Origin of the sequence: Exiguobacterium sp. s80 (genome assembly GCF_018618725.1) — a bacterium.
Classification (GTDB): Bacteria; Bacillota; Bacilli; order Exiguobacteriales; family Exiguobacteriaceae; genus Exiguobacterium_A; species Exiguobacterium_A oxidotolerans.
Window position 1 is genome coordinate 114,426 of the sequence record NZ_JACSMP010000009.1, and the last position, 16,669, is coordinate 131,094.

At 48.5% G+C, this 16,669-nt stretch carries 24 protein-coding genes, 3 tRNA genes and 1 rRNA gene; 7 read left to right on the top strand and 21 right to left on the bottom strand.

All coding sequences use genetic code 11. The features are described 5' to 3' along the window. Nucleotides 1–24 precede the first annotated feature (24 nt). Together KNP94_RS13875 and KNP94_RS13880 are read left to right on the top strand one after the other, a co-directional pair. Entirely contained in the window at nucleotides 25–1,026 is a 1,002-nt protein-coding gene (locus KNP94_RS13875; RefSeq protein WP_215115858.1) for a FecCD family ABC transporter permease, read from the top strand. Beyond that, complete coding sequence (locus tag KNP94_RS13880) at nucleotides 1,023–2,030, top strand: FecCD family ABC transporter permease (RefSeq protein WP_251132107.1); 1,008 nt, start codon at nucleotides 1,023–1,025, stop codon at nucleotides 2,028–2,030. The genes KNP94_RS13875 and KNP94_RS13880 overlap by 4 nt, the downstream gene beginning before the upstream one ends. Nucleotides 2,031–2,126: 96 nt before the next feature. Here the strand turns inward: KNP94_RS13880 and KNP94_RS13885 are convergent, their stop codons facing one another. From KNP94_RS13885 to KNP94_RS13925, 9 genes are all read right to left on the bottom strand, one after another. Next, nucleotides 2,127–2,612 (bottom strand): hypothetical protein, encoded by a 486-nt coding sequence (locus tag KNP94_RS13885; RefSeq protein WP_214808932.1) that lies wholly within the window; start codon nucleotides 2,610–2,612, stop codon nucleotides 2,127–2,129. 14 nt (nucleotides 2,613–2,626) lie between these two features. After that, nucleotides 2,627–3,103 (bottom strand): hypothetical protein, encoded by a 477-nt coding sequence (locus tag KNP94_RS13890; RefSeq protein ID WP_215115859.1) that lies wholly within the window; start codon nucleotides 3,101–3,103, stop codon nucleotides 2,627–2,629. 26 nt (nucleotides 3,104–3,129) lie between these two features. Then, a complete protein-coding gene (locus tag KNP94_RS13895) occupies nucleotides 3,130–3,597 on the bottom strand; it encodes a hypothetical protein (RefSeq protein WP_215115860.1) in 468 nt (155 codons plus the stop codon). 4 nt (nucleotides 3,598–3,601) lie between these two features. Further along, complete coding sequence (locus KNP94_RS13900) at nucleotides 3,602–4,081, bottom strand: hypothetical protein (RefSeq protein ID WP_215115861.1); 480 nt, start codon at nucleotides 4,079–4,081, stop codon at nucleotides 3,602–3,604. Between the two features lie 101 nt (nucleotides 4,082–4,182). Then, nucleotides 4,183–4,341 carry a hypothetical protein gene (locus KNP94_RS13905; RefSeq protein ID WP_034801002.1) on the bottom strand — a complete coding sequence of 53 codons (159 nt, stop codon included), beginning with the start codon at nucleotides 4,339–4,341 and terminating at the stop codon, nucleotides 4,183–4,185. Between the two features lie 171 nt (nucleotides 4,342–4,512). Then, a tRNA-Ala gene (locus KNP94_RS13910) sits at nucleotides 4,513–4,585 on the bottom strand. Between the two features lie 107 nt (nucleotides 4,586–4,692). After that, nucleotides 4,693–5,472 (bottom strand): twin-arginine translocase subunit TatC, encoded by a 780-nt coding sequence (gene tatC / locus KNP94_RS13915; RefSeq protein ID WP_215115862.1) that lies wholly within the window; start codon nucleotides 5,470–5,472, stop codon nucleotides 4,693–4,695. 7 nt (nucleotides 5,473–5,479) lie between these two features. Next, nucleotides 5,480–5,686: a twin-arginine translocase TatA/TatE family subunit gene (locus KNP94_RS13920; protein WP_214770921.1), complete on the bottom strand. Its 207-nt coding sequence runs from the start codon at nucleotides 5,684–5,686 to the stop codon at nucleotides 5,480–5,482. Then, nucleotides 5,686–6,345 (bottom strand): redox-sensing transcriptional repressor Rex, encoded by a 660-nt coding sequence (locus KNP94_RS13925; RefSeq protein ID WP_088838040.1) that lies wholly within the window; start codon nucleotides 6,343–6,345, stop codon nucleotides 5,686–5,688. The genes KNP94_RS13920 and KNP94_RS13925 overlap by 1 nt, the downstream gene beginning before the upstream one ends. A 168-nt stretch (nucleotides 6,346–6,513) precedes the next feature. Here KNP94_RS13925 and KNP94_RS13930 point away from each other — a divergent pair, with 168 nt between their 5' ends. Further along, nucleotides 6,514–8,415 carry an ABC-F family ATP-binding cassette domain-containing protein gene (locus tag KNP94_RS13930; RefSeq protein ID WP_088838041.1) on the top strand — a complete coding sequence of 634 codons (1,902 nt, stop codon included), beginning with the start codon at nucleotides 6,514–6,516 and terminating at the stop codon, nucleotides 8,413–8,415. Beyond that, nucleotides 8,415–8,807 carry a hypothetical protein gene (locus KNP94_RS13935; RefSeq protein ID WP_029331882.1) on the top strand — a complete coding sequence of 131 codons (393 nt, stop codon included), beginning with the start codon at nucleotides 8,415–8,417 and terminating at the stop codon, nucleotides 8,805–8,807. The genes KNP94_RS13930 and KNP94_RS13935 overlap by 1 nt, the downstream gene beginning before the upstream one ends. A 65-nt stretch (nucleotides 8,808–8,872) precedes the next feature. Here the strand turns inward: KNP94_RS13935 and KNP94_RS13940 are convergent, their stop codons facing one another. The 3 genes from KNP94_RS13940 to KNP94_RS13950 all read right to left on the bottom strand — a co-directional run bounded on the left by KNP94_RS13940 (nucleotide 8,873) and on the right by KNP94_RS13950 (nucleotide 10,150). Then, nucleotides 8,873–9,022, bottom strand: coding sequence for a hypothetical protein (locus KNP94_RS13940; RefSeq protein WP_214767857.1), 150 nt, complete (start codon nucleotides 9,020–9,022; stop codon nucleotides 8,873–8,875). Between the two features lie 117 nt (nucleotides 9,023–9,139). Next, the gene (locus tag KNP94_RS13945) at nucleotides 9,140–9,733 is read right to left on the bottom strand and encodes a flavin reductase family protein (protein WP_088838043.1); all 594 of its coding nucleotides are present in this window, start codon (nucleotides 9,731–9,733) and stop codon (nucleotides 9,140–9,142) included. 18 nt (nucleotides 9,734–9,751) lie between these two features. Then, complete coding sequence (locus tag KNP94_RS13950; RefSeq protein ID WP_029331885.1) at nucleotides 9,752–10,150, bottom strand: DoxX family protein; 399 nt, start codon at nucleotides 10,148–10,150, stop codon at nucleotides 9,752–9,754. Between the two features lie 182 nt (nucleotides 10,151–10,332). Here KNP94_RS13950 and KNP94_RS13955 point away from each other — a divergent pair, with 182 nt between their 5' ends. Together KNP94_RS13955 and KNP94_RS13960 are read left to right on the top strand one after the other, a co-directional pair. Then, the gene (locus KNP94_RS13955) at nucleotides 10,333–10,653 is read left to right on the top strand and encodes a winged helix-turn-helix transcriptional regulator (RefSeq protein WP_029331888.1); all 321 of its coding nucleotides are present in this window, start codon (nucleotides 10,333–10,335) and stop codon (nucleotides 10,651–10,653) included. Nucleotides 10,654–10,769: 116 nt separating this feature from the next. Beyond that, on the top strand, nucleotides 10,770–11,225 hold the full coding sequence (locus KNP94_RS13960; protein WP_088838045.1) for a flavodoxin: 456 nt from the start codon (nucleotides 10,770–10,772) through the stop codon (nucleotides 11,223–11,225). Between the two features lie 87 nt (nucleotides 11,226–11,312). Here the strand turns inward: KNP94_RS13960 and KNP94_RS13965 are convergent, their stop codons facing one another. Then, on the bottom strand, nucleotides 11,313–11,960 hold the full coding sequence (locus KNP94_RS13965; protein ID WP_088838046.1) for a TVP38/TMEM64 family protein: 648 nt from the start codon (nucleotides 11,958–11,960) through the stop codon (nucleotides 11,313–11,315). A gap of 160 nt (nucleotides 11,961–12,120) precedes the next feature. Between KNP94_RS13965 and KNP94_RS13970 the strand changes: the two genes are divergently transcribed. After that, entirely contained in the window at nucleotides 12,121–12,786 is a 666-nt protein-coding gene (locus KNP94_RS13970) for a haloacid dehalogenase type II (protein WP_088838048.1), read from the top strand. A gap of 58 nt (nucleotides 12,787–12,844) precedes the next feature. Here KNP94_RS13970 and KNP94_RS13975 read toward each other — a convergent pair whose 3' ends face one another. The 8 genes from KNP94_RS13975 to rrf form a co-directional block, all read right to left on the bottom strand. Beyond that, nucleotides 12,845–13,414: a hypothetical protein gene (locus KNP94_RS13975; RefSeq protein ID WP_214767864.1), complete on the bottom strand. Its 570-nt coding sequence runs from the start codon at nucleotides 13,412–13,414 to the stop codon at nucleotides 12,845–12,847. A 28-nt stretch (nucleotides 13,415–13,442) separates the two neighbouring features. Further along, nucleotides 13,443–14,450, bottom strand: coding sequence for a tRNA (adenosine(37)-N6)-threonylcarbamoyltransferase complex transferase subunit TsaD (gene tsaD, locus KNP94_RS13980; protein ID WP_214767867.1), 1,008 nt, complete (start codon nucleotides 14,448–14,450; stop codon nucleotides 13,443–13,445). Then, on the bottom strand, nucleotides 14,447–14,905 hold the full coding sequence (gene rimI / locus KNP94_RS13985; protein ID WP_029331901.1) for a ribosomal protein S18-alanine N-acetyltransferase: 459 nt from the start codon (nucleotides 14,903–14,905) through the stop codon (nucleotides 14,447–14,449). The genes tsaD and rimI overlap by 4 nt, the downstream gene beginning before the upstream one ends. Beyond that, complete coding sequence (gene tsaB, locus KNP94_RS13990; RefSeq protein WP_214767870.1) at nucleotides 14,898–15,551, bottom strand: tRNA (adenosine(37)-N6)-threonylcarbamoyltransferase complex dimerization subunit type 1 TsaB; 654 nt, start codon at nucleotides 15,549–15,551, stop codon at nucleotides 14,898–14,900. Before tsaB ends, rimI begins: the two co-directional genes overlap by 8 nt. Next, a complete protein-coding gene (tsaE, locus tag KNP94_RS13995) occupies nucleotides 15,548–15,997 on the bottom strand; it encodes a tRNA (adenosine(37)-N6)-threonylcarbamoyltransferase complex ATPase subunit type 1 TsaE (RefSeq protein ID WP_088838055.1) in 450 nt (149 codons plus the stop codon). The genes tsaB and tsaE overlap by 4 nt, the downstream gene beginning before the upstream one ends. Before the next feature lie 117 nt (nucleotides 15,998–16,114). After that, a tRNA-Met gene (locus KNP94_RS14000) sits at nucleotides 16,115–16,191 on the bottom strand. Between the two features lie 35 nt (nucleotides 16,192–16,226). Next, nucleotides 16,227–16,303: transfer RNA gene (locus tag KNP94_RS14005), tRNA-Met, on the bottom strand. Nucleotides 16,304–16,584: 281 nt separating this feature from the next. Next, a 5S ribosomal RNA gene (rrf, locus tag KNP94_RS16205) occupies nucleotides 16,585–16,669 on the bottom strand; the annotation flags it as partial.

Genomic DNA, 16,669 nt, shown 5'->3' on the forward strand with positions numbered 1-16,669 from the left:
TCTAATGAAAGTGAGACGATAACTATGTCATCCGGTCGATTCCCGTTCGGACTGAAAATCATGTTCGGTTTACTCCTGTTCGTCGTCATGTTCTGGATCTCGATGACGTTCGGTGCCGCCGACACGACGATACGTGAGGTCTGGAACGCTTTGACGTTCGGTCCCTTGAACGATAAAGCAAAAATCATTCAGGAAATCCGGTTACCACGCGAAGTCGCTGCGGTGCTGGTCGGGGCTGCACTCGGTGTCTCCGGTGCGATCATGCAGGCGATGACACGTAATCCCCTTGCCGATCCCGGACTGCTTGGGCTGACGGCAGGCGCGAACGCGGCCCTTGCTCTTGCGCTCGTCTTCATTCCCGGTATCAATTACTACGGCATCATGCTCGCGTGTTTCCTTGGAGCAGCAGCCGGTGCCCTACTTGTCTTCGGGATCGGTGCCTCAAAACGTGGCGGGTTTTCACCACTTCGAATCGTCCTCGCCGGGGCCGCGATTTCTGCTTTTTTATACGCAATCGCAGAAGGGATCGGCATTTACTTCAAAATCGCTCAAGACGTCTCGCAATGGACATCCGGCGGGCTGATTGGAACGACCTGGGGGCAACTGCAAATCATCACCCCCGTCATCCTGATCGGCATCGCGATTGCGATGATCTTCTCACGTCAATTAACGATTTTAAGCTTATCAGAAGAAGTCGCACTCGGGCTCGGGCAAAACATCACCCGGATTAAAGGTGTACTCTACGTCGTCGTCATCCTGCTCGCCGGGGCCGCCGTTGCTTTAGTCGGTAACATGGCATTCATCGGCTTGATGATTCCGCACATCGTCCGCGCAATCGTCGGCACCGATTACCGCTTCATCCTCCCGATGACCGCCGTCTTCGGTGCAACGTTCATGTTACTCGCGGACACGATTGGCCGGACACTGTATGCTCCATACGAAACACCGGTCGTTGCGATCGTCTCGATGCTCGGGCTGCCGTTCTTCTTACTCATCGTCCGCAAAGGAGGTCGTGCGTTCTCATGATTGAAACATCGCTCCGCCGCCGTCAGCGGTTGATCTTTATCGTCTTTAGTCTGTTATTGTTCGGAACGATCATCATCAGTATCGGGCTTGGGCCCGCCTCCCTCTCGTACGACCGGCTTCTGCCGACACTGTTCGGTCAAGGATCGTTCAAAGAAGAGTTTGTTTTGTTCTCACTCCGCCTGCCGCGGATTTTAATCACGGTACTCGCCGGCATGGCACTCGCCTTATCCGGTGCGATTCTTCAGGGCATCACCCGCAACGAACTCGCAGATCCCGGCATCATCGGTATCAATACAGGTGCTGGTGTCGCCATCGCCGCCTTCTTCCTTTACTTCCCGGTCGATGTCGGTGCGTTCATCTATGGGTTACCGGTTGCTGCCTTCATCGGGGCATTGATCACAGCGATTGCCATTTATGCCTTATCGTATGACCGTGTCCGTGGCCTGCAACCGATTCGTCTGATTTTGACCGGGGTCGGATTCTCGATGGCGTTATCCGGCATCATGGTCGTCCTGATTTCATCCGCGCGCCGTGAGAAGGTCGACTTCATCGCCAAATGGCTCGCCGGGAACATCTGGGGAACGGACTGGACATTCGTCTACGCGTTATTGCCTTGGCTGCTTATTCTCGTACCGTTTACGTTTTATAAGGCAAACAAACTCAATCTGCTGGCGCTGAATGAACCGGTTGCGATCGGCGTCGGCGTCGCGATTGAAAAGGAGCGCATCCAACTGTTACTCGCCGCTGTCGCACTCGCTGCATCCGCCGTTTCTGTAACAGGCGGGATCGCCTTCATCGGTTTGATGGCGCCCCATATCGCGCGCGCCCTCGTCGGTCCAAGGCATCAACTGTTCTTACCGATCGCCGTTTTGATTGGCGGATGGTTACTCGTCCTCGCCGATACGATTGGTCGGAACATCGCTGACCCGCAAGGCATCCCGGCAGGAATCGTCGTTGCGATCATCGGTGCTCCTTACTTCATTTATTTGCTGTCAAAAAAATAACCTCTACATGATGCGGTCACAACTAAAAACGCAAGAAGTAGGCGAATCCGGAATCCGCCGCCTTCTTGCGTTTTTTTGTTGCTCTAAGATGACCAGTCAATATTTGATTCGTTTTTCTTCCCGTTCCGCCCGGATCAATTCCTGTTCTGATAAGTGTGTCGGATCGAGTCGTTTAATCCGTTTATCGACAATTCGGTCCAATGACAGCACCGTTAGGAAAAAGACAAGGAACGGTCCGATGTATTCGGGACGCGCTACGTAGGGCGTGATGATTTGCCCCAGGACGACGACCAGTACTTCGATGATACTGATCAATATATACGGTAGTCCGAGATGATCCCAGGCCTCAAGCCCGTCAAATCGCTTCTTGAAATAGCGGTACTTCAGGAATCGGACGATCCATTGATAGGACAACAAAGGGACTAACAAAAAATACTGAAACGATGATTCTGTCAGATGCCAATCGTCTGCTAAAAAGAGAAATACAAACAATACCAGTCCAAACAAGACCGTTTGAATGTAACGTGCCTGTTTTGAAAATCGGATATAATCCATTTTCCGCTCGCGTTGCATGCTCTCCATCGTCTGCCTCCTCGTTACATCCCGATTCCTTCGCCCGTCGGATGACGGTGTTCGATTCCTTTTCGGTTCGGTGTCTCAAGCAAATCCTTTTTATCGAGCTTCGCTACCGTCCGGTCCGTCCACTTTTGAAATTGCAGCATCCCTGAAATCCACAACATTAGCGGAAACAGATAGCCCCACTGTCCAAGGTGCGGGGCGACAACTGCGGCACCCGCAATAAAGACCGCTTCGAGTAAAGTGATCCCACCAAACATTAGACTGACTGGTCGCGCCTGTACCTTCGACCGAACTAACAGAACGGATTGGATCACTCGCTGCATGCCATTATAGGCGAGTAACGGCGTAAGAATCAAAAATCCAACTGCTGAATCCGTCAGGTGCCCGCTTCCGGAGAAGAACAGCACCGCAAAAAATACGCCCGCAATTACATACGTCCGGATTTGCCGGCTGATTTTTGTCCATTTTTGATACGTGCTTAAAGTGTTTCTCATCCGTTCACTCCTCTTGTGTGTTTCGCTTACTTACGGTAACTCTCAATCTCACGCATCGTGACGAATGCCGGATCCAGTTGTTTCGCTTTTTTGTTCAATCGGGACACAATCAAATAGGCGACGATGATCGACATAAGAAAGACCGTAAAAGAAATACCGGCGTATTGTGGAAAAACAGTCCCCACATAAAGTGGAAGGATCGGGATGAACGAACCGATCATCGACACACGTGCCACTTTCAAGACCGTCTTTTTATAGACGTCCTTCGCGAGGCGTTGCTTTAAAACCTGTAGGCGAATGACTTCTCTCACTGCAGCACCTAACGCCAGTAAAGAGAGTGCGAACGTTGTAAATAAACCCGTTTGTCGCAAGCTCGGGATGAACCAAAACAGGACTCCAATCAAAAGTAAGGGAATTAACACCCCCATCTGGACTTTCTTAATCGGCGCTGCCAACAGCTGGAGCCGTGTATGTTTTTCAATCAATGTACTCACCCTGTCACTCCTCCACTTCTTTAACATTCGCATGAATTTCTTTATCACTGACGAAGTCGGGATCGCCTGACCGGGCAATCTTTTTAAACAACCAGTCCGTAACGTAATAGACCGGTGCGAGGATGATCAGCATCCAAAGGGCAATTTTCCAGATCGACATCTCTTTCGTCTCAAGTATCACGGTGTACAGCGAACCGTACAAGACGAATTGAATCCCGAGCCACAGCAACGATTGGTTCGTCACTTGGTCGCTTGAGAGATAGCGCGCCAGGATTTTTCGTTTTTCGAGTCGAAACGGGAGATCAAACACGAGAAAGACAAGCGGTAACAGACTCAAGTACATGGTCGTGCTGAAGATTTCCGTAAACGTTCCTGCTGTCGCCATCAAGGCAGCGATGACCCAACTTTTATTCTGCAATTGATTTTTTTCGATATAAGCAACCGTCAACGCCTGTAATCGTTCCTCGCGGAGCGTTTGTTCCATCCTGAAATGCCCTCCCTCGTTTCAACTGTCTATACTGTCATATACTTACAGTTTACCAGTTATGTTTCAAAAAAAAAGAAACTTCCTTAAAAAAGGAGTTTCTAGGCTGAAACTTGAATGATGAGATAGATGACGCTATACGCAACAATTGCTAACGGAATCAGCGCGACACCAATCAACCAACCGTTCTTATCACGGATTCCGAGATACAGAACAAGACAGCCGACGATGAAGGCAATTAACGTCGTAAATGGATTCATAATGCTTCCCCCTCTTGATTACCTATTAAGAAATTTCCCATTCCCTCAAAAGGATAAACACAGAAAACGACTTCAATCGGTTCATCAACATCATCCAGGCTGTAAGCTTCTGTTTTGCCGCCACCACTATAACAAAAAACACCACTCGGCAAATGCCAAGTGATGTACATATGGAGACTATCGGGCTCGAACCGACGACCTTTTGGCTGCCAGCCAAACGCTCTCCCAGCTGAGCTAAGCCCCCTCATATTCTTGTAATCAGTATAAACCATATCGATTCACTTTTTCAATATAAAAAGAGCGCTTCCAAACAAAAATCTCTCCGTCGCCGAAACGACCGAGAGGAGACTGTTACTTATTCAACTCACGCATCAAATCCGCTTGTCTCTTAAGCTCCGCCTGTTGCTCAAGAATCAGTACTTTTTTGTACGTCCGGGCTGAAATCATGATGCTGATTTCATAGAGGACGAACAACGGTACCGAAATCATCAGATGTGACGTCACATCCGGTGGAGAGATTAAAGCCGCGATGACAAACAGCGCAAAGTACGCATATTTCCGATTTTTCCGCATGAACAATGGCGTCACGAGTCCAAGACGGGTCAAGAACATCGTCACGACCGGCAGTTGGAACAAGACACCGAACGGAATCGTCAGCCGGATTAAGAAACTGAAATAGTTTTCGACCCCGATGACTTGCTCGATGCCGAGCTCTTGCCCAAGTTCCGTCGATACTTTGAGTAGAAACGGAAGTAACCAAAAATAAGAGAACGCGATTCCGGACAAAAATAAGAAAAACGTGACCGGAATATACGTCAAGGTCGCTTTTTGTTCCTGTTCGAATAAACCGGGTCGGATGAACGCCCATAGCTGGTACATCCAAAATGGTGAAGCCAGGACGACCGCGATGATGAACGCTAAATTCAAGTACAACATCAGGGGATCGGCCACATTAAAGGCATTCAATCCGATGCCGAGCTCTTTCAGGTCCGACTGCAGAAAACGCACGAGCGGTCGGACGAGCGGAAAGGCCGCGGCGAACAAGACGACGACGATGATGAGTGACCAGACGATCCGCTTGCGCAACTCGTCTAGATGCGATGTCACACTCTGTTCTTGATCAATCGCCATAATTTAATCACTTCTCTTTCGATTCATCCTTGTTGTCTTTATCATCGTCCATGATGCCGTGTGTCGCACTCTTGAACTCTTTTAACGTCTGACCGGCAGCACGACCGAGCTCCGGTAATTTTTTCGGTCCGAAGATGATCAACGCGACGGCACCGATTAAAGCGATGCTCCCTGGTCCGATGAACGCGATGGTTGATGGAATAAGGTTTTCCATTATGATTTCACTCCTTCAGCTGATTGCGAATAATGCTTCATGAAATAAACTAGTGACTGCAACTCGATCGACAAATCGATGTGATGGACCCGAACATGGGCCGGTACGTTCAACCGCGCCGGTGTAAAGTTCAGGATTCCGGTCACACCATACTCAACTAACTCATCCGCTACTGACTGTGCGAACTGGGATGGGACCGTCAAGATGGCGACATCAACCTTGTTCGCTTCGATTTGCTCTTTCATGTCAGAGACATGATAGATAGGAACGTCTTGCGTCGTTGTTCCGACCTTGTTTTCGTCCGCATCAAACGCAACGACTATCCGAGTACTATTATTCTTTAAAAAGTTATAATTTGCAAACGCCGTTCCGAGATGTCCGACCCCGACAAGTGCCACATTCGTGACTTCATCCTGATTCAGTGTCTTTCGGAAAAACGTCAATAGATGTTGTACGTTGTAACCGTATCCTTTTTTCCCTAACGCCCCAAAGTAGGAAAAATCGCGGCGGATCGTCGCTGAATCGACTTTGACCGCTTCACTGAGCTCTGCTGAAGAGACGCGCAGCTTGCCTGAGTTATAAAGACTCTGAATGAAACGATAATATAACGGCAGTCGTTTCGCCGTCGCTTGTGGTATTTTTGTGTCTGGCCCATTCATACTGCAGTTCCCCCTTCGGCCACGTTCTGACGTGGCACCCAAATCAATGCAAAGAATTCTATTCTCTTTGATTGTAAACCACTTCACATAGACTAACAAATAATATATTCCACGGGACTCCTGCGTTTTTTTCATGATAGACTAAAGGGTGGAAGGATGGATGTTTTTATGATTCTCTTACAAGTGAACCAACTATCAAAATCATTCGGTGTTGAGCCGATTTTAGACAATATTAAACTCGAAGTGCAGGAGCGGGACCGGATTGCGCTCGTCGGACGAAATGGTGCCGGAAAATCAACACTTTTAAAAATCATCGCCGGAGAGCTCAGTCATGACTCTGGTGAGATCATGAAGAGTAAGGAAGTGAAAATCGGTTACCTCGCCCAGGACAGTGGTCTTGAGTCGAATGAAACGATTTGGAATGAAATGTTGACCGTGTTCGAGCATCTGCAAGAGCAGGAACGTTCGCTCCGTCGGATGGAGATTGAGATGGGAATGGACCATATCTTGAATGATGCTGTTGCTTACGACCGTCTGTTGAAAACATACGATCAGGCCCAACATGACTTCTCGGACGCCGGCGGTTACCAGTTCGAAGCCAACATCCGCTCCGTCCTGCACGGGATGCGTTTTTATCCGGACGATTATTCACGCCGGATCCAGACGCTATCCGGTGGACAACGGACGCGACTCGCACTGGCGAAGATGTTGCTCCAGGCACCTGAGCTGTTGATTCTTGACGAGCCGACGAACCACCTCGACATCGATACACTCTCTTGGCTCGAAAGTTACCTGGCTGGTTACCGTGGAGCGGTCTTGATCGTCTCCCATGACCGTTACTTCCTCGACCAGGTCGTCAACGTCGTCTATGAACTGTCACGGAACGTCTGCCGGAAGTTTACCGGCAACTACACGAAGTACTTGGAACAAAAGGCAGCACTGTATGAACAAGAGATGAAGCAGTTCGAACAGCAACAGGAAGACATCGCGAAGATGCAAGACTTCATCCAGCGTAACATCGCACGGGCGACGACGACGAAACGCGCACAAAGCGTCCGCAAACGTCTTGAAAAAGTCGACCGGATTGATCGTCCGGATGGGGATGAACGCAGCACCGTCCTGTCGTTCCCGATTGAAAAACAAAGTGGGAACGATGTGTTACAAGTCACGCAACTCGCGGTCGGCTATGAAGAAGCCGTCTCAAAAGGCATCACGTTCCGCTTACAACGCGGCGAATCCCTCGCGCTCGTTGGTCCGAACGGAATCGGAAAATCGACGTTACTGAAAGTTCTTGTCAACCGGATTAAACCGTTATTCGGTGAACATCGTTTCGGGACCGGCGTTTCCGTCGGCTACTACGATCAGGAGCAGGCCGAGCTCAACGACCGCAACCGGGTCATCGATGAAATTTGGAACGAGTGGCCGTTGATGCGGGAACAACAAGTCCGGTCCGTCCTCGGTCAATTCCTGTTCAGTGGTGATGATGTCTTCAAGCTCGTTCATGAATTATCCGGCGGCGAGCGCGGACGCCTCGCCCTCGCGAAGTTAAAATTACGCAAAACGAACGTCCTCATTCTCGATGAGCCGACCAATCACCTCGATCTTGATTCGAAGATGGTGCTTGAGAACGCACTTGTCGACTATGAAGGCACGCTCCTGTTCGTCTCCCACGACCGTTACTTCATCGACCGGGTTGCGACACGCGTCATCGAGATGAATCCGGACGGTGTGACGGATTATCTCGGCGACTACTCTTACTATATGGAGAAGAAGGCCGAGAAAGAAGAAATCGCCCGCCTCGAAGCAGAGGAAGAAAAAGCAATCAAAGTCGCTGCTTCGAAAAGCATCGACAAAGATGCGCAAAAAGAAGAACGAAAAAAGAAACAACAGCTCGAACAACTCGAACAAGACATCGAACGGCTGGAAACTCGATCAACTGAAATCGAACAACTGCTTTGCGAACCGGAAGTCTTCAACGATATTCCGAAGGCGACGGCGCTATCGGCAGAACGGGATCAGATTGATACGGACCTCCTCGAACTGATGGAACGATGGGAGAGTTTCCACTAATGCGCTCGAAAAGTTATGTCATCAACCTCGTTCAAGGGTTATTGTCCGGGGTGCTCTATTTCGTTCCGATGTATGCCGACTACGTGTCGGCCTTCATCCGGCCGGATGCCTTTAATGCCGTCGTCCTGTTGTTCATCCTCATCTCGTGCATGATCGGCCTCGTGATTAAGACGTGGAGTGGTCTCTTCATCAGCCTCTTATCCGGATTAATCTGTACGTTGCTGACGACCCAGATGTTCGTTGAACTGAATGACCCGTTAATCATCAGCTATTACGGAGCCGTTTCACCGCTCGTCGCCTTTTTGATCAGCTGTCTCGGCATTTGGGCACTGGCGATTCTCTTTTTTTTACTCGATGGTTTCCAGTACGAAAAACGTCACCATGCAGAGTAACTTCTTCAGTTGTCCGACATAAAAACGCACTTTTTCCCGTAGGAGTCAACGAAACGTGACGCTTTTTAGATTGCAGACGGTTTAGAGCGCAATCCGTCTCGAATCGCTTTTAAAGCGAAAAGCAATCGGTCGCGACCCTGCAGCTCTGCTGTAGCGGCGCGGAAGATTGCCGCTTTGAAGACGAGGCGAGACAGGGAAGCGTGAACTGACAGCATCCTCATGTAAAATTTTCGTGATTTATAAGAGTTTGGCTATACGCTGAAGGCACGTCCCGCGTTCGGGACGTGCCTTTTTGCTTCTAAAAAATACTAGTCCTACTCGTCGATCCGCCTTCAGCTCGTCGGTCGGGCAATCGTAAAGATGTCTCCGACTTTCGCATAGTCGTTACCTGCGAGACGGGCGATCGCTTTTAAACCATCCGGATCAATCCGGAACGACTCGACGAGTTCATCCGCGACGTGATACCGGACGATCTCCCCAATCAAGAGGTTGGCCCCTTCGAGTTCGAGATGATTCGTCAGCTTCAATTCAAAGCGGATCTTCGCTTCTGCGACAGCCGGAACATCGATCAAATCACTATCGACTAACGTCAAATTCGTCCGTTCGAGTTCACTTTCACCATATGCGAGTGGTGCCGCGGTTTCATTGACTGCCTCGACGATTTCTTCACTGACGATATGGATGACGTATTCCTGATTCAGCAAGATGTTTTTTGCGGTATCCTTTTGCCCTTGCTCCGTCTGCTGGACGGCGATGACCAGTTGCGGCGGGTTGCTTGAAGCGACCGTGAAAAAGGAAAATGGCGCCGCATTGACGACTCCATCTGCACCTTTGGTCGTCACGAACGCGATGGGTCGAGGAATGATGCTGCCGATCAACAATTTATAGTTTTCTTTTGGACTTAAGTCTGCTGCATCAAATTTCATAAAAACCGTCCTTTTCGATCACCCGATAAGTGCTGCGAGTGAATAGTCTCCAGCTCCGATCATCGCAACGCCTAAGGCGATGACGATCAGTGCCATGTTGTATTCGTACCCGTTTTGCGTCACCCAGTAACCATTCGTCCCATGCACTTTGACGATTGCGACGATCATCGAACCGATGATCAGGAGGGCTGCAATCCACAGGAATAATCCACCGGCGAATAATAATCCTCCGACCAGTTCAGCAATCCCTGCCATCAGTGCAAGTGTTTTCCCTGGCTTCATCCCGATGGACTCAAACCAACCGCCTGTCCCTGCGATACCATGTCCACCGAACCATCCAAATAATTTTTGTGTTCCGTGTGCCGCAAATGTTAAGCCGATAATCAACCGAATCAGAAATAATCCTAAATCCATCATGTATAAAACTCCTTTTACTTAATGTTTTTTTAATTACTATTAGTAACTTAATATCGATACTAAACTATCACTTACTAAAAGTAAATAGATTTGTTTTCGTTATTTTTATTACTATAAGTAAAATAATTCGTATTTTAGCGTCAAAGTGGGTATACTACATATATAAGAAAGGATGAGCGCTGATGGAGAATACACTAATTCCGACGGCCCTTTGTCCGAAAGTCGAACATGCCTTTGAAATATTGGGCAAGAAGTGGACGGGTTTGATTTTACGTCATCTCTTGACGAAGACCTGTCGTTTCAATGAAATTCAAGATGCGATTCCCGAGCTCTCTGGTCGTATGTTAACGGAACGCATGAAGGAACTTGAGGCGGAAGGTATCGTAGCCCGGACCGTCATTCCGGAACGTCCGATAAAAATTCAATACAGTTTGACAGACAAAGGTCGTCAGCTTGAGCCTGTAATTCGTTCGATCGAAGAATGGGCTGAGTTACAAGATTGACTGAAAAGAAGACATCCATGCTGGGCATGTGGTGTCTTTTTTTATTCTTTTTTGCATTGAGAATCCTTTTCATTTAGAATGAAGTCGTGTCCTACCATGAAAGGATGTGTCACGTCATGAAAATCATGATTGGTTTCGTCAGCATGTCTGGCAACACGGAAGACATCATGCACTTACTTAAATCAGAACTCGAGCAAAACGGCTGCCAGGTGCAGACGGAAGAACTCGATCAACTATATCCAAGCGACTTAGCGCAGTATGATGCCGTCCTGCTTGGTTCTTACACGTGGGGCGACGGTGATCTCCCCTATGAAGCAGAAGACTTCGTCGATGAGCTCGCTGCCAGTTCAATCGCGATTCCGGCTGCTGCCTTTGGTTCCGGTGACCGCGATTATCCGAAATATTGTGCGGCCGTCGATCTGCTTGAACAAGCTCTGACGTCAGCTGGTGCACAAGTCGTCTTACCTGGTCTAAAGATTGAATTTGACCCGGATACGGCCGACAAACAACAGGCTTGCCGGTCATTTGCACAAGAATTTTTCAAGCACGTCGAACAGCTTGTCATGAACTAACGCTTTAACAAAGAACGCATTCAAGAAGCAATCGCTATACAGACAAGAGGACTCTTCCGATGTCGGAAGAGTCCCGTGATGTAATGCTTAACCAAGATTCTTTTTCGCTTTCCAGCGTTTTTGAAGATACCACGGCACGATTGTCAAAATTAAAAAGACAATGATTGCACCAATGATGATTCGTGGGTCTTTCGAGACGATACTGCTCCCTAAAAAGTTATAGGCGAACGTTCCGGGAATGATTCCGATCAGCGTAGCTAAGAAGAACGGCAATAAACGAACTTTCGAGAGTCCAGCTGCGTAACTGATCAAGTCAAAATTAAAAATCGGCAACAACCGAAAAATTAAGACATAGATGAACCCATTCTTCTCGAGCTGTTGCTGGATTTGATCGACTTTTCCGGCACCGTTCTTAATAAATCCCTTACCCAGTTTTTTTGCGACTAAGAAGGCGACGACTGCTCCTAGTGTAGCACCGATGACGGTATAGACCGTCCCCATCAAGGCGCCGAAGGCGAGTCCGCCTGTGATTGACAGGACAGACGCCGGAAAGAAAATCAACGGACGTACGGTATAGAGGACGATATAAAGAATCGGTGCCCACATCCCGAACGATAAAATCCATTCCTTGATGTCTGTCGGACTAACATTTAAATACGATCGACTGAACCAAATCAGACCGATGATGACGAGTAACACGAATGCAAGACGTACTCCTTTTTGTTGGCGTGACATAATTTCCTCCATTTCATTGAGCATATATGAACGCGGTATATATAGAATTCCCAACAATCGATTTTCTTATACCTAATGCAATTTATTGAATATGCGTTTCAGCCGCTCACGATTTTGGGAACTACTAAAAGATAACATGGAAAATAGAAAGGTGATAACTATGACACAATCAATAAAAGCACTCGTCTTTGATGTCTATGGTACATTATTTGACGTTCATGCTGTTAAAGTCAAAGCAGAAGAACTCTATCCGGAGCATGGCGCAGACATCAGCCAAGTCTGGCGTCAAAAACAACTTGAATATTCCTTTTTACGTCAACTGAATGGACAATACGTTCCGTTCAGTCAAGTGACGCGTGATGCACTCCGTTATGCCCTCTTACAATTGAAGTTGCATGTGACGGAAGAAAACATTGCTGCCTTAATGGAGGCCTATCTCGAGCTGTCGCATTACGACGAAGTCGAAGCAGTCTTACAAGAGATGAGCGGCAAACAATTGGCCGTCTTTTCAAACGGCTCCCACGATATGCTTGACCCGTTAATCGAACAGTCCGGACTCGGATCACTGTTTGATCACATCATCAGCGTTGATGACATCAAACAATACAAACCGACGCCTGCTGCTTATATGCATGCGCTGAACACACTCGGTCTGAAACGCGAGGAAGTCTTGTTCATGTCCTCGAACGGATGGGACATCACCGGAGCGAAGAGCTTCGGTTTCCGGACGGCCTGGATCAACCGGTCCGGCTTACCGGTCGAAGAACTGAACCTCGACCCCGACAGCATCTATGACGACTTGAACGGTTTGCTCGAATGGAAATGAAGTTAATTAAAAAGACAGCCGATACTCCTCCGTTACATCGAGGAAAATCGGCTGTTTTTTAGTAATTCGCAAGACGCGAATATCCTTTTTTAAAGAGATCTAGCTTCAGTCCACCGTCTTTTTCGATGAAGAAGAGGTACTCTTTTTGATCTGTATCTTTATAAAAAACTTTATAGAGCGTCAATGTGCGTTTCTTATTGTTCTCGACTGCGACTACTTCGTGCTTTGAGATGACTTCTGCTTGTACTTGCTCCGCGTCAAGACGGTCGACCATCGGCTGGAAGGATTCCTTTTCCGCATCGGTCGCCGGTTTCCCCGGTGCGATCGTGAAGTAATCGTCACTTGCCTTGTTCGTCAATCCGTACTTCCGGTCGACGAGAACGACATTTTTTAGTTCACCGTTTACCGTCCGGTCAAACGCATACAGCTTCTCGATCCGCGTTTGCTCTCCTTCAGCACGACCGATTTCGTACAACGGTTCTTGTTTCGTATTCGTTTCGACTGCTTTCTTATCCGGGACAAGTTCCTCTTTGTAAGCGACTTGATAGGCATCGACGATTTCGCGAATCTGTAGTCCGATCGCAACCACGACGAGTATACCAAGTACGACGATAATGACTTTTTTCATGTTGGTTCCCCCATGTCTCTCGTATTCCTTACTTTAAATCTAGCCCAGGTTCTGCATTCATGGCAAGTGTCGATTGGCGTTGCGCCCGATAGGGATGAATCGCGGCGGCTCCGATCATCGCTGCGTTATCGCCACATAAGTGCATCGGTGGGATGACGAGGGTGATCCCTTCACGCTGACAAGCTTCCGTCAATCCGTGGCGTAACCCTTTGTTCGCCGCGACACCACCTGCGAGTAAGAGTTGTTTTCCACCCTTCTCTTTGACGGCACGAATCGATTTAGCGACGAGCACTTCGACGACACTCGCTTGAAAACTTGCTGCCAAATCTTCCGGGATGATCACTTCACCCCGTTGCTCTGCATTATGCACCGCATTGATGACAGACGATTTTAAGCCGCTGAAGCTAAAATCATACGAATCTTTTTCGAGCCAAATCCGTGGGAAGTGGAATGTGTCTTGTCCTGTTTGTGCCAATTGGTCAATCCGGGGTCCACCGGGATACGGTAATTTCAATGTCCGTGCGACTTTGTCGTATGCCTCGCCTGCTGCGTCATCACGTGTTTCACCAATCACTTCATACACACCATCTTCCGGCATATAAATCAATTCCGTATGACCGCCTGAAGCAATCAGGCAGACGAGCGGAAATTCGAGTTCCTGGACGAGGCGGTTCGCATAGATGTGTCCGGCGATATGATGGACGCCGAGCAATGGTTTACCGTGCGCGAAAGCGAGTGCCTTCGCTGCACTGACCCCAACGAGAAGTGCACCGACAAGACCTGGCCCTTCCGTAACCGCAATCGCATCGATGTCGTCAATCGTTACGTTCGCTTCCGTCAAAGCATCATCGATGACATAAGTGATCCGCTCGACGTGATGACGTGATGCGACTTCCGGGACGACTCCGCCAAAGCGTTTATGGCTCTCGATTTGAGACGAGACGACGTTCGATAAGACGTCCGTTCCTCCCCGGACGACGGCAGCTGCCGTCTCATCACAGCTTGATTCAATAGCAAGTATCAATGGTTGTGTCATGTCTCGTCTCCTTCTAGTTCCAACCAGTAGATGGCTGCATCTTCATTATTGTCTTGATAGTAACGTTTGCGTGTTCCGGCATATAAAAAACCGAGTTTTTCATACAAGGTACGTGCCGGTGTATTCGAGACGCGGACTTCAAGCGTCATTGCCCGCAGACCGAGTTCCCGTGCGACTTCAATCAATTCCTCTAGCAACCCTTCACCAAGCCCGAGCCCACGTGCCGTACGTTTCACAGCGACGTTCGTGATATGACCTTCATCCGCGATATGCCAAAGTCCGGCAAAGCCAATGATTTCGTCCGTTTCTGCGACAAGGTAATAGGCATTCGGATTTTGCGTCATTTCCGCGATGAAGGCTGTGAGCGTCCAAGGTGTCGCAAAAGACTCCAGTTCGACCGCATGCACACCGGGTGCATCGGCGACTGTCATTTTACGAATACGCGCGTCAGTCATGACGTTGCGCCTCAATCCACTTCGCTTCTGCCTCGGCAAGGCGTAAATAGCGTGGTTCAAATGCATGCACATCGACCGGGACACGTGTCGCGCCTAGTAAAGCCAATACACCTGCGCGTGGCGTCCGAAACGCAGGCCCAACGATTTCAAACGGTTGCAGCGCTTTAACGAATTTTTCCGTATCACCTGTCATCAACGTATCTGTCGGTAACGTCGCAACAAAGTCAGCGACTGTCGTGTGTTGTTCGTCGCCAACGCGCTCACCGTTTTCGTACATACCAACAAAGCCCGTTCCGCGGCGTGCATCTTGAATCGCGACGACCCGTCCCGTCCGTCCTGTTGATGCTGCCATCAGCTCGAGCGTCGAGACGGCAACCAGTTCGATGCCAAGTGTATAGGCAAGTGTTTTGGCCGTCGTCGCTCCGATTCTCAGTCCCGTATACGAACCCGGACCATCTGCGACGACGATGCGTGTTAATTCTTTAGGTGACCAGTTCGCTTCTTGCATCAATCGTTCGAGTAACGGCATTAACTTCGTTGCATGGTTCAAGGACGTCACATACGATGCTTCCGCAATGATTTGTGTTCCGTCCGACAGCGCAACAGAAAGTTGTTTTGTTGATGTATCGATCGCTACGATTTTCATAAGCTTAATCCCTCACATATCTTAATGTACGCCTCACCGATTGGCTGAAGACGGAAACGTCGTGCATGGTCTCCTGTCCGTTCGATTGTGATGACGAGCCGTTCCGGAGGCAAGACGTCTGCAATCAACTCTGACCACTCAACGACTGCGACCCCGTCGCCGTTCAAGTATTCTTCAAGACCAATGTCGTCACCCGATCCCTCTAGACGGTAGACATCCATATGGTATAACGGCAAACGACCATTATAGACCTTCATGATTGTAAAGGTCGGACTGTTGACATTACGCGTCACACCAAGTCCTTTTGCGAAACCTTGCGTAAACGCTGTTTTTCCCGCTCCAAGATCGCCATCTAATGTAATGACCATCCCCGCGAAGGCACGGTGTCCGAGTGTTACTGCGAGAGCCGTCGTCTCTTCTAGATTTGCCATTTCAAGTTCTATCATCCTGCGTCCCTCCTCTTGTCATCTTTCTCTATTGTATCTATTGTACCGAACAAAAAAGACAAAAAAAAATACGAAACGCTGAACGTTTCGTAGTAAAGTTGAAGTTAAGTTTAAAATTGGTTGCGGGGGCTGGATTTGAACCAACGACCTTTGGGTTATGAGCCCAACGAGCTACCAGACTGCTCCACCCCGCGACGATAAACGTTTCGGATTTGAATTATTTAAAAATTGGTTGCGGGGGCTGGATTTGAACCAACGACCTTTGGGTTATGAGCCCAACGAGCTACCAGACTGCTCCACCCCGCGATGATATAACGTTTCGACAGATATTAATATAACATGTCGTTTCGTGAATTACAAGGAATTCATTAATTTTATTTAAATATTTTCTTGAAATAACTCAGAAAATGCTCTTTTTGCTTTTAATTAAGCAGCTGTCAGCTTGATTCAGCATGTAGACAACATAGTAATCTTTTTCTTTTTTCCTTCCTATCGACTTTGTCCTAGCAGACAATGAGTAGCGAATTGCCTGTCTGTTAAAGAGAAAAAGGACCGACCTGCAAGATGCAGATCGGTCTTTTTCAATTGCCTGGCAACGTCCTATCCTCACAGGGGGAAGCCCCCAACTACTTTCGGCGTTCAAGTGCTTAACTTCCGTGTTCGGCATGGGAA

Coding starts and splice junctions, on each gene's coding strand:
- KNP94_RS13925 (WP_088838040.1), bottom strand. CDS start 6,345: ATGAATGGGCCAGACACAAAAATACCACAAGCGACGGCGAAACGACTG.
- tatC (WP_215115862.1), bottom strand. CDS start 5,472: ATGGCGATTGATCAAGAACAGAGTGTGACATCGCATCTAGACGAGTTG.
- KNP94_RS13975 (WP_214767864.1), bottom strand. CDS start 13,414: ATGAAAAAAGTCATTATCGTCGTACTTGGTATACTCGTCGTGGTTGCG.
- KNP94_RS13890 (WP_215115859.1), bottom strand. CDS start 3,103: ATGAGAAACACTTTAAGCACGTATCAAAAATGGACAAAAATCAGCCGG.
- tsaD (WP_214767867.1), bottom strand. CDS start 14,450: ATGACACAACCATTGATACTTGCTATTGAATCAAGCTGTGATGAGACG.
- KNP94_RS13940 (WP_214767857.1), bottom strand. CDS start 9,022: ATGCTGTCAGTTCACGCTTCCCTGTCTCGCCTCGTCTTCAAAGCGGCA.
- KNP94_RS13930 (WP_088838041.1), top strand. CDS start 6,514: ATGATTCTCTTACAAGTGAACCAACTATCAAAATCATTCGGTGTTGAG.
- KNP94_RS13905 (WP_034801002.1), bottom strand. CDS start 4,341: ATGAATCCATTTACGACGTTAATTGCCTTCATCGTCGGCTGTCTTGTT.
- KNP94_RS13960 (WP_088838045.1), top strand. CDS start 10,770: ATGAAAATCATGATTGGTTTCGTCAGCATGTCTGGCAACACGGAAGAC.
- KNP94_RS13880 (WP_251132107.1), top strand. CDS start 1,023: ATGATTGAAACATCGCTCCGCCGCCGTCAGCGGTTGATCTTTATCGTC.
- KNP94_RS13900 (WP_215115861.1), bottom strand. CDS start 4,081: ATGGAACAAACGCTCCGCGAGGAACGATTACAGGCGTTGACGGTTGCT.
- tsaB (WP_214767870.1), bottom strand. CDS start 15,551: ATGAAAATCGTAGCGATCGATACATCAACAAAACAACTTTCTGTTGCG.
- rimI (WP_029331901.1), bottom strand. CDS start 14,905: ATGACTGACGCGCGTATTCGTAAAATGACAGTCGCCGATGCACCCGGT.
- KNP94_RS13965 (WP_088838046.1), bottom strand. CDS start 11,960: ATGTCACGCCAACAAAAAGGAGTACGTCTTGCATTCGTGTTACTCGTC.
- KNP94_RS13970 (WP_088838048.1), top strand. CDS start 12,121: ATGACACAATCAATAAAAGCACTCGTCTTTGATGTCTATGGTACATTA.
- KNP94_RS13955 (WP_029331888.1), top strand. CDS start 10,333: ATGGAGAATACACTAATTCCGACGGCCCTTTGTCCGAAAGTCGAACAT.
- tsaE (WP_088838055.1), bottom strand. CDS start 15,997: ATGATAGAACTTGAAATGGCAAATCTAGAAGAGACGACGGCTCTCGCA.
- KNP94_RS13950 (WP_029331885.1), bottom strand. CDS start 10,150: ATGATGGATTTAGGATTATTTCTGATTCGGTTGATTATCGGCTTAACA.
- KNP94_RS13885 (WP_214808932.1), bottom strand. CDS start 2,612: ATGGAGAGCATGCAACGCGAGCGGAAAATGGATTATATCCGATTTTCA.
- KNP94_RS13875 (WP_215115858.1), top strand. CDS start 25: ATGTCATCCGGTCGATTCCCGTTCGGACTGAAAATCATGTTCGGTTTA.
- KNP94_RS13920 (WP_214770921.1), bottom strand. CDS start 5,686: ATGGAAAACCTTATTCCATCAACCATCGCGTTCATCGGACCAGGGAGC.
- KNP94_RS13945 (WP_088838043.1), bottom strand. CDS start 9,733: ATGAAATTTGATGCAGCAGACTTAAGTCCAAAAGAAAACTATAAATTG.
- KNP94_RS13935 (WP_029331882.1), top strand. CDS start 8,415: ATGCGCTCGAAAAGTTATGTCATCAACCTCGTTCAAGGGTTATTGTCC.